Source organism: Candidatus Bipolaricaulota bacterium, assembly GCA_021159055.1.
GTDB lineage: Bacteria > Bipolaricaulota > Bipolaricaulia > UBA7950 > UBA9294 > S016-54.
On record JAGGSO010000094.1, the window covers coordinates 1 to 10,402 of the forward strand.

10 protein-coding genes are annotated in these 10,402 nt (G+C 61.9%); 3 read left to right on the forward strand and 7 right to left on the reverse strand.

What is annotated here, in order from left to right; all coding sequences use genetic code 11:
* The 4 genes from J7J55_04840 to J7J55_04855 all read right to left on the reverse strand — a co-directional run.
* Positions 1 to 192 (reverse strand): hypothetical protein (locus tag J7J55_04840; GenBank protein ID MCD6142024.1); only part of this gene is annotated, 192 nt, incomplete at its 3' end.
* On the reverse strand, positions 189 to 950 hold the full coding sequence (locus J7J55_04845) for a hypothetical protein (protein MCD6142025.1): 762 nt from the start codon (positions 948 to 950) through the stop codon (positions 189 to 191). The genes J7J55_04845 and J7J55_04840, both read right to left, overlap by 4 nt.
* Positions 947 to 1,627: an ABC transporter ATP-binding protein gene (locus J7J55_04850; protein MCD6142026.1), complete on the reverse strand. Its 681-nt coding sequence runs from the start codon at positions 1,625 to 1,627 to the stop codon at positions 947 to 949. The genes J7J55_04845 and J7J55_04850 overlap by 4 nt, the downstream gene beginning before the upstream one ends.
* A complete protein-coding gene (locus J7J55_04855) occupies positions 1,608 to 1,964 on the reverse strand; it encodes a GntR family transcriptional regulator (GenBank protein MCD6142027.1) in 357 nt (118 codons plus the stop codon). The genes J7J55_04850 and J7J55_04855 overlap by 20 nt, the downstream gene beginning before the upstream one ends.
* Positions 1,965 to 2,710: 746 nt before the next feature.
* Here J7J55_04855 and J7J55_04860 point away from each other — a divergent pair.
* A complete protein-coding gene (locus tag J7J55_04860; GenBank protein ID MCD6142028.1) occupies positions 2,711 to 4,654 on the forward strand; it encodes a DUF3857 domain-containing protein in 1,944 nt (647 codons plus the stop codon).
* A gap of 32 nt (positions 4,655 to 4,686) precedes the next feature.
* Positions 4,687 to 6,027, forward strand: a complete 1,341-nt coding sequence (locus J7J55_04865; protein ID MCD6142029.1) for a DUF3857 domain-containing protein — start codon at positions 4,687 to 4,689, stop codon at positions 6,025 to 6,027.
* A gap of 65 nt (positions 6,028 to 6,092) precedes the next feature.
* On the opposite strand, the gene J7J55_04870 is transcribed toward J7J55_04865, so the two are convergent.
* From J7J55_04870 to def, 3 genes are all read right to left on the reverse strand, one after another.
* Positions 6,093 to 8,315 carry an AAA family ATPase gene (locus J7J55_04870; protein ID MCD6142030.1) on the reverse strand — a complete coding sequence of 741 codons (2,223 nt, stop codon included), beginning with the start codon at positions 8,313 to 8,315 and terminating at the stop codon, positions 6,093 to 6,095.
* Between the two features lie 151 nt (positions 8,316 to 8,466).
* Entirely contained in the window at positions 8,467 to 9,390 is a 924-nt protein-coding gene (gene fmt, locus J7J55_04875; GenBank protein MCD6142031.1) for a methionyl-tRNA formyltransferase, read from the reverse strand.
* Entirely contained in the window at positions 9,387 to 9,899 is a 513-nt protein-coding gene (def, locus tag J7J55_04880) for a peptide deformylase (GenBank protein MCD6142032.1), read from the reverse strand. The genes fmt and def overlap by 4 nt, the downstream gene beginning before the upstream one ends.
* A 25-nt stretch (positions 9,900 to 9,924) precedes the next feature.
* Between def and J7J55_04885 the strand changes: the two genes are divergently transcribed.
* Positions 9,925 to 10,402 (forward strand): hypothetical protein (locus J7J55_04885; GenBank protein MCD6142033.1); only part of this gene is annotated, 478 nt, incomplete at its 3' end.

Consider the following 10,402-nt stretch of genomic DNA (forward strand, 5'->3'; position numbering starts at 1 on the left):
GGGTCGGGGATGGGTACATGGGGAGGCCCGGGGAAGGAACCAGGCTAACTTCGAAACGAGCATGGGCCACAGCCAGCGGGCGGTACGACTCGTCGTTCCGGCCCACAATCGGTACTCTCCATATCCGATCAAGATCAGCCCGACCAGCTTTCCCACCCCGATGATCATCTCCCACCAGAGCATCTCGCTCATCCCTCCACCTCCTCCCACAGCCTTCCGGCGAGGAACACGAGGAGCATCGTGAGCAGAATGGCCCCCACGATGTCGCCGGAGTGAACGATCCTTGGAACCGGGATTGATCCTTCCATCCCAAACTCCCGCATTGCGGCCGTCACTCCGGCGGTGAAGTGCCAGGCTGGAAGGTGATGATCGAGCGCGTTCACTCCGGAGTAGATGAGTGATGTCGGCGTCCCGACGAACATCGCAACCGCGGCCAGCCACCCCAACCGCGACAGGCGGAAGGCACTCACAAACATGACGAGGAGGAGGACCCACGCCAGACTGGGGAGGACGAATACGATCGCGATAAACGACGGATAAGCAAGCGCCAGTTGGAGAACATCGGCTGTCCCTAAATGGGCACCGAGTCGTCCGAATGCCCACCATTCGATGATTCCCAAGCCGATCAGGTACGCCCAACCCACCCCGACTGGAAGCGCAAGGCGGGTGACGATATGGACCCAGCCGCGCACCGGGGAGAGAATGAGGACTCGGTTCTCTCCGCGTTTCATCTCTTGGTGCAAGCGGCCGGCCATGAACGCGAGAATGATCATTCCGACGATCCCCGCGGCAACCAGGACGAGGGTTCGCAGGATGAATCGATCCTCCGGCTGACCGGTCTGAATGGAGATCACGACCGTCGTCCAACCGCCAAGTGAGGCGATTAGCCCTACCGCCCATCCCCATGCGCTTCTCCATTCCCGCCACAATAGCGTCTTGAAACCGTTCATCCCAGTACCTCCAAAAACGTTGCCCGCACGCTCTTCCCCTGTGCGCGCAGGTCCTCGGCGCGGGCGTCGAGGACAAGCTCACCCCGGTCGAGGAATACGACGCGATCGAACAGACCCTCGGACTCGGCAACTGCATGCGTGGCCACGATGACCGCGGCGTCCGTTCGCCACTCAGCCACAAGGGAGCGGATGATCCGCTCTCGCGACACGAGATCGATTCCACCGAGTGGCTCGTCGAACAGGTAGAGCAGTGCATCCCGTGCGAGAGACATCGCGAGCCGCAGCCGCATCCTCTCCCCCTTGGACATCGCCCCCGCCTTAACTCCCGGCACCCGCAATTGGTCGAGGAGATCACGGTAACGCGCCGGGCGAAAGTCGGGATAAAGTCCGGACATCAGCCGCTCCGCATCGCGCGGGTTCATCCACCGGTATAGGGCGTCCGTCTCCCCAAGGAATGCGATCCGCGCCCGATTGTGCCGGGGCGGGGCCCCGAGCACAGACACCTCACCGGAGGTGGGGACGAGGAGCCCGGCAAGGAGCTTGAGGACGGTTGTCTTTCCACTTCCGTTCACTCCCAGAAGACCGACCACCTCTCCTGCTGGAAGCGTGAGATTCAAATTACGTACCCCATAGTTTCGCCCGTAAAGCTTCGTCACATTACGCATCGCTGCGATCATCGAACACCTCCTGCACTGCCCGTACCGCCTCGGCGCGGCCTACCCCAAGAGCGCGTGCCTCCTGTGCGTACCGCCGCGCCGCCGCGGACAGTAGCTCGTGCCGGGACGCGGCCGGCGTCACATCGCTCCGGATGAACGTCCCCAGCCCGCGTTTGGTCTCCACCAGTCCTTCCCGTTCCAGCTGCGAATAGGCATGGACGATTGTGTTCGGGTTCACCCGCAACTGCTGCGCCAAGGCCCGCGCCGAAGGGAGTCGATCCCCGGGGTTGAGATCACCGCGTGCGATGGCCTGCTGCACATGGCGCACGATCTGCCGGTAGATCGGCCCAAGATCCATGTCCAGTTTCCAGTCTTGCGTCATAGTGTACTAGTCTAATAGTACACTATGACTTCGTCAAGTTAGCGCCATTTGCCAGTCGAACAAGGATGCCTGCGGCGATCTGACTCGACAAGGAAAAGCAGCGAGGGGGTGATCCTCATGTTGAAGTTTCACATGGGTATCGGAAGACACCGTCGCACACAAGGTACGCCGTTACAGTAGTGGCGGGGCTTGTCCCCGCCATCATCGGAACCGCTATCGGAATGTCGCAGACAAGCTGCGACGCCACAAAATGGCGGAGACGGCGTACATAAGGTACGACGTTACAGCGGCGGGTCCTGTCCCCGCCGGATATCATCCGTCACGGAGCTCATGCAATCCGGACAAACCCCGAACCGAGTCACCTGCGGCGAATTTTCGTTTTTCCTCCCCGTGGCCCGCTAACTGACCTGTAGATCATCAACGCCGCCGGGACCGGATTCAATGGATCGGTTCCCCGATTGGGAACCGGAGGGAGCTAATCGAGGAGGGAGCGGTGCGGACGATGTATATTCCGAATGGGAACTGCATCCACGCTATCAAAGCATGTTACCACACGAATCGAGCGAGAACAGTCAGAACTCGGCCTGCTCGAACGCCATCTCCTGCCCCTTCTTTTAACCTATTTTAGCAATTACCTATCGACAAAATCCCTAATAAGCTCTTTTCTGATCAGAGTCAGGTGGTATAATGGAAAGAAACGGACGCATAAGGAGGGCGCTGTGATGCACAAGAGTCTCGGAATCACCCTATTCCTCACCGCCGTCCTCGGCCTCTCCCTTCTCTCACTTGCGCAGGCCCCGGCGGAATCGATCCTGAAGAATGCTCCCACCACGGATGACTATCCCGGGATGGAGGGCGTTTGCATGCTGGATGAAGGGATAGTCACCTCTGTTCCCCATGGGACGAGCACCTATGTCGTGCACCAACGTCTATGCCTGCTAACTCACGAAGGGATTAAGGACTACGGCGAGGTGCAGATACCATACGACAGCGAAACGGAGAAGATCCACCTCGATTATGCGCGTACGATCACTCCGGACGGCCGCGAGGTGATCCCCAACGAGTCAGCGATCCACGAGGTGACCCTGCCTGCGGCACAGGATGCGCCGATGTATTCGAGCATCAAGCTGTACACGATCTCCATGCCAGCGCTCGAGCCGGGAGCGATTATCGATTATCAGGTTACAATCAAAGACACGCAAACTTACTCCGAGGAGGAAGAGTCAGATTTCTCTGGGATGTGGTGTTTTGCATGGGGCCTCCCGGTGCAGACCTCGTGCTACGTGGTTCATGTTCCGAAAGAGCTTCCAATTCGCTGGCAGGTGAAGGGGGTCGACCTTGCACCTACGGTGCAGACGGATTCGGATACTGTCACCTACACGTTCCTGCGGAACGACGTCCCGGCGATTGGGTATGAGCCATACATGCCTGATCTCGATGCCCTGTCCCCCCTTGCCGTTGTCACCAGCTTCGCTGATTGGAATGAAGTGGCGGCCTGGTACAACGACCTCGCCGCCGATCGGGTGCAGACTGACTCCGACATCGTGGCCAAGGTGAATGAGCTGACCGCGGGAGTTCAGACCCCGTCTGACAAGATCAGCGCGATCTACGACTTCGTCGCCCGCAAGGTGCGCTACGTGGCGATCGAGTTCGGGCTCGGTGGGTACCAACCCCATCCGGCACCGAAGACGTTTGCCAACCGGTACGGTGACTGCAAGGACCAAGCGACCCTTCTCATCACGATGCTGCGAACGGCCGGGTTCGAGGCTTATCCCGTTCTCCTGCGGGTGGGATCCGGCGTCGACGTGGACTTTGATCTTCCTCCCGCGGTGCAGATGTTCAATCACGTCATTGTCGCGGTGCGTCAGGGGGATGGTTGGCTCTTCCTCGACCCGACTTACGATCTCGCCACATCCTCCTATCTCCCTCAGAACGACCAGGCCCATCACGGCCTTCTCGTGCTGGGGCACGAGGACCAGCCGGGGTTGATCGTGACGACGGATCCGTTCGTTCCGGAGAAGACCTACGTCAAGAGCGAGACCCATGCCACCATCTCTCCGGACGGCGATCTCGAGGCGACGGCGAAGATCGAAACCGGAGGGGATGATGACCTGTGGTATCGCAGCATCCTCATCGACCGCCGCCCGGACGAGCGGAAGGACCTGTTCGGGCAGATCCTGAGCGCGGTCATCCCGCGGGCGCAGCTAACCGAGTTTGACTATTCCGATCTCGACGATACCCATACTGCGGTGACGATTACCGAGGGCTTCAAGAAGGATCGCTTCGTGCAGAAGGCGGGAGGGATGTTCCTCTTCCCGGCTCCCTACCCGGCCCAGATCCCGTTCCCATCCCTCTACTCCGATGAGGTGGGCCAGGACAGCCGTACTTACCCGCTTATGATCTCTCCGGAACGGATTGAAACGCGAACTTGGATCACGATTCCCGCTGGAATGACCGTTCAGCTCCCCGAAGACACCGAGGTGACGAACGAAATCGCGAGCTTCAGTGCCCACTACTCGGTCACCGACGGCAAGATCCTCGCCATCCGGGTCCTTCAAGTGAACACGAACGAAGTGAGCCCGGAGAAGTACTCTCTCTACAAGCAGGTGATCGATGCGATGCTCGAGGACGCGAACGCGATGATCGTGGCCCGACCGGCCGGCTGAGGTAAGGGCGATAAATCGTGGAGGTGAATGGCGTGAAAAAGCCGATCATGTTCGGTCTGGTCACCATGATGGTAGGATATCTTTGTCTCACGGTTGTAGCCCAGGCGCCGGCCTCTGACCTTCTGGCCGCAGCGCAAGCGGCGGCACAACGGTATCCCAACGCTAAGGCGGTGTACCTAACAAATGATGAAACGATCGTGATCTCCCCGAACGGGACCGTTAGCGATACGATCCACCGCACCGTTTTGGTACAAGCGTGGGACAGAGAGGCCGCGGAGCGTTACGGCTGCCAACCTTCCTGGACGCCCAGTGTTCAGTGCGTCCCTCCGTTACAAGCGGTCGAGTTCGGCTACGCCCGCGTTATTTCCCCCGATGGTAAAGTGACGAACCTAGGGGAGGACGATCTGATCGGGATCAACTTTTTTGACTTATCCGCGCTGAACCCCAATGCATCTGGATCGTCATCGGAGTCAAAGGCGGTAGCGGCGGCACGGCCGATCGTGATCTATTTCCTCGATCTGCCTGAGCCGCAAGCCGGAGAGGTGATCGACTGGCAGTTGACGGTGACCGGTAAGTACCCACGCTTGCCAGGTGCATTTGCCAAGGTGATGTACCTGTTGGTGGACGAGAACCCAGTCGTGCAATCGCAATACAAAGTAGAGGCCCCGCGTGGAATGCTGCTTCGATGGGCGGTGGCGCGGACGGATCTGCGGCCCGAAATTCAGACCGGGAGTGACACGATAACGTACACGTTCCGAGCGCATGATATCGTACCGGATGGCCAGTTGGGGACGTCCACGGTATTCGCGGTCTCACCTGTGATCTACGTATCCACCATCAAGAGTTGGGACGCCGTAGCCGCTGCTTATGCGAAGGCATTCGCCGATGCAGTCCAACCGACTCCATTGGTTGCCCGCACGGCAGCCGGGGTTACTGCGCACGATTCCTCGGATGAGGCGAAGATCGAGCACCTCTGCCGATTCGTGCAGGATCGTATTGCGTATTTCCCGGCTCCCCACCTCAATCCATTTTCAGCGCTGAGTACCCTCATCTCCAACCAAGGGGATTGCAAGGATCAAGCCGCGTTGTTGATCGCCCTTCTCAAGGCGGTAGGGATCGCCGCTTACCCCGTACTTTTGAACGCGGATACCGGCGGGGACGTCGATTTCTGCCTACCCCCCACTCCGGGTCAGTTCAACCATGTGATTGTGGCGGTGCCGAGGTCGGGGGGCGGATGGTGGTTCCTGGATCCGAGCAGAGGTACTGGGCTTCAGCATCTGCCGGCGCAAGATGCGGGCAAACATGCGATGCTCATCATCGGTGAACCAAAGCACCTGTGGGTAGAAGTCGTTACCCCGGTGAGCACCTCGTAGGTCACTGCGGTTACGGGAAACAAAAGAAAGTCCGCCCCGGCCTTTCCGGCCGGGGCGTTGTTTGCTTATTCGCCGTTCTGCTTGCGGATCACGAGCGCGTCGGACATCGCCGCGGCGTCGACCACGACGCGGTCGCCCTCCTTGATCTCGCCGTTTACGATCTTCATTGCAAGCGGGTTCTCCACCAGGCGCTTCAACGCCCGCTCGAGCGGCCGCGCGCCGTAGTGCGGGTCGTACCCCTTCTTGGCAATCACCTTCTTCGCCTCATCGGTGAGGGTGAGGGTGATCCCCTGCTCGGTGAGCCGTTCGTTCAGCGCCCGCACCTTGAGGTCGACGATCTGCTTGATCGCCTCCTCGGAGAGCTGGTGGAAGATGATGATCTCGTCGATCCGGTTGAGGAACTCCGGCCGGAACGTGCGGCGCAGCTCCTCGTGGATCTTGTCCCTAATCTGCTCTTCGCTTGCACCCTCGGTGAAGTGCTCGCTTCCCACGTTCGAGGTCATGATGATGATCGTGTGGCGGAAGTCGACCGTGCGCCCGTGCCCGTCGGTGAGCCGCCCCTCATCCAGCAGTTGCAGGAGCAGGTTCATCACCTGCGGGTGCGCCTTCTCCACCTCGTCGAACAGGATCACCTGGTACGGCCGCCGCCTGACCGCCTCGGTGAGCTGGCCCCCTTCCTCGTAGCCGACGTATCCCGGCGGGGAGCCGATCAGCCGCGCCACGGCGTGGCGCTCCATGTACTCGGACATGTCGATCCTAAGAAGCGCAGAATCGCTTCCGAACAGGAACTCGGCGAGCGCCTTGGCGAGCTCGGTCTTCCCCACCCCGGTCGGTCCGAGGAACAGGAATGTACCGATCGGGCGGCGCGGGTCGGAGAGCCCGGCGCGGGAGTGGCGCACCGCCTCGGCGATCGCCTTGACTCCCTCCTCCTGGTCGATCACCCGGGTGTGGAGGAGCTCCTCCATCTTTGCTAACCGCTCCCGCTCCTCTGCGAGCATCCGCTCTGCCGGAATCCCGGTCCACTGGGAGACGACCGCGGCGATGTGCCCCTCGGTCACGGTGTCGCCCGACTTGTCGACCCGAATCCGGCTCGCCGCCTCGTCGATCAGGTCGATCGCCTTGTCCGGGAGGAACCGGTCGGAGATGTAGCGCTCGGACAGCTTCGCCGCCGCCTCGATCGCGGCGTCGGTGATCTTCACCCGGTGGTGCTGCTCGAGCCGCTCGCGCAGCCCCTTCAGGATCTCGATCGTCTCCTCGATCGACGGCTCGGGGACGAACACGCGCTGGAGCCTGCGCTCGAGCGCCTTGTCCTTCTCGATGTGCTCGCGGTACTCGTCGAGGGTCGTCGCTCCGATCAGCTGGAGCTTCCCGCGGGCGAGCGGTTCCTTGAGCATGTTGGAGGCATCGATCGCCCCTTCCGCCGCCCCGGCGCCGACGATGGTGTGGATCTCGTCGATGAACACGATCGTCTTTCCGGCCGAGGCCTCGATCTCCTTGATCACCGCCTTCAGCCGGTCCTCGAACTCACCGCGGAACTTGGACCCGGCGACCATCGCCGCGATGTCGAGTGCGATGATCTCCCGATCCTTCAGGTTGTCCGGGACGTCCCCGGCGACGATCTTCTGAGCGAGCCCCTCCACGATCGCGGTCTTCCCCACCCCCGGCTCTCCGATCAGGACCGGGTTGTTCTTGCGGCGGCGGGAGAGGATCTGCTCCACCCGACGGATCTCGTCCTCACGGCCGATCACCGGGTCGAGCTCGCCCCTTTTTGCCATCTCGGTCAGGTTGGTCGAGTACTTCTTCAGCACCTGATAGCGGTCCTCCGGGGTGCGGTCGGTCACCCGCTGCTCGCCGCGCACGTTGCGCAGCGCGGCGTACACCGCCTCCGGGGTGATCCCGTGACGGTCGAGGACCCGCTTCAGGGTCGGATCGACGGTGCGGGCGATGGAAAGAAGGATGTGATCGACCCCGATGAACTCGTCCTTCAGCCGCTCGGCCTCCATCTGGGCTCCGTTCACCACCGTGTCCAGGCGCGGGGTGATGTAGATCTGGGTTCCCACCGGCCCGGAGACCGTCGGCTTATCACGCAACAGGAGATCAAGGTCCTTGGCCAGTCCGGCCAGGTTCACCCCCATCTCCTGCAGGATGTCGCGACCGATCCCCTCCTTCGTCGCCAGCACATAAAAAATGTGCTCCACGTCGAGCTGGTTGTGCTTGTAGCGCGTCAGGAGGTCCTGCGCCTCGTGGAACAGCTCCTGCGCCCCCTCGGTCAATTTATCGAATCGAATCATCCCTATCACCTCAAATTAGCAGTCTCATATCTTGACTGCTAATTATACGGACGAGGGGAGCTTTGTCAACCCCGATCGACCCAAAAGACGCATGAGAAATGAAGCGATGCTGTATGAGTGGTGGATCAGGAGGTGGATGAGCCAGCGGCTAGTTGAACCGCGCCGGACCGCGCAAGCCGTTCAGAAACTCACGCCCGGATACCTTCGGTCGCCCCTCCCGTTGCACTTCGAGAAGCTCGAGGAGCTCGTCCCCGGTCGCAACAAGGAGGCGTCCTGTCTTGCGCAGAACGACCTCGCCCGGCGCATGCCCTCCGCTCCCGAGTCCGGTGAGGCGGCTGCGGTGGACTTTAACCCGCTGCCCGTCGCGGTGGGTGAACGCCCCGGGCCAGGGGTTCGTCCCCCGGATCAGGTTGTGGACCTCCTGCGCGGGCCGGGACCAGTCGATCGCCCCATCGTCCCGGGAGAGGCAGGGGGCATACGTGGCCTGAGAGTCGTCCTGAGGGATGGGAGTGAGGCTTCCGTCCTCCAACCCGGCCAAGGTCTCCAGAATCACCTCGGCCCCGATCAGGCCGAGGCGGGAGTGGAGCTCGCCCGCGGTCTCGTCCGGCCCGATCTCGGTCCGTTGCTGCAACAGGATCGGGCCGGTATCCATCCCGGCATCGATCAGGAAGGTGGTGATCCCGGTCTCGTGCTCTCCCCGGATGATCGCCCAGTTGATCGGGGCGGCACCGCGATAGCGGGGAAGGAGCGAGGCGTGAATGTTGACCGTGCCGAGGGGAGGGATTCCAATGAGCTCGGGCTTCAGGAGCTGGCCATAGGCGGCAACCACGATCGCGTCCGGCTTGGCGGCCCTGATCCGGTTGAGCGCGTCCACCGCGTTCACCCGCGGAGGCTGGAAGACCGGGAGCCCGAGCTCCTCCCCCACCCGCTTTACCGGCGGCGGGGTGAGGACAGCGTGTCTTCCCACCGGGCGGTCGGGCTGGGTGACGACAAGGGAGATTTCATGGGTACGAGCGAGCGAGATGAGGGCGGGGATGGCGAAGTCGGCCGTCCCGAGAAAGACGATCCTCACCGAACCTTCTCCCGCTGGAGGCGGGCGTACTCCTTGAGCAGGAACCGCCGCTTGGCCGGGGTGAGGTGATCGATGAACAGAACCCCGTTCAAGTGGTCGATCTCGTGCTGGATCGCCCGCGCCATCAGCCCCTCGCCCTCGAGGGTGATCTCCTGCTCGTCCAGGGTGTAGCCGCGCACCACGGCATGGGTCCTCCGGCTGACCGGAGCGTCGATCCCGGGAACGCTCAGGCAGCCCTCGGTCGCCTCCTCCTCTTCCTCCGCGAGCTCGACGATCTCCGGGTTGATCAGGACATGAAACTCACCGTCGATATCAAGGGCGATGATCCGCTCCGATATACCGATCTGCGGCGCTGCGAGCCCGACCCCATTCGCGCGCATCATCGCCTCTGCCATCGCCGTGGCGATCCGCTTGATCCGCGAGTCGATATTCGCCACCTCAGCCGCCCTCCGGCGCAGGACCGGATCGCCGTAGGTGACAATCTGTGTGGAAATCTCCTTGTCCGCCATAGCCCTTGATTATAAAGTAGAGGACATGACCCAACAAATCGACGCGGAGCTGCGGGCGACGGTGGAGAAGGTCCTCGCGCTGGAGCAGAGGCGTGGTTACCGGGACGACGCGGTGATCGGCGGGCTGGAAGAGTTCGTCCGCCGCAACCTTCCAGAAGCGGCGCACCCGATTGTCGCCGGTTACCGATCCGCTCCCCACTTTGCACGCGTGCGGACGGTGGAGCAGCTCCTCTCTTACCTACGGGGCGGGCCCCCGCCCACTCCCTCTCCGGACGCTCTCCTCCGCCCTGTCGCCGACGCAGTCGGGGTAGGGACAAAGCGGGCGAAGACGTTGGAACGGCTTGGGATCAAGACGATCGAAGATCTTCTCCTCTACCTCCCCCGCCGCCTCGAGGACCGGCGGGAGTTCAAGCGGATCGGGGAGTTGCGCGCCGGAGAGACGGTGTGCGTGCAGGGGAAGGTCGCTCGCGTCACCCTGATCAGGGTGAACCCCCGCATGCGGG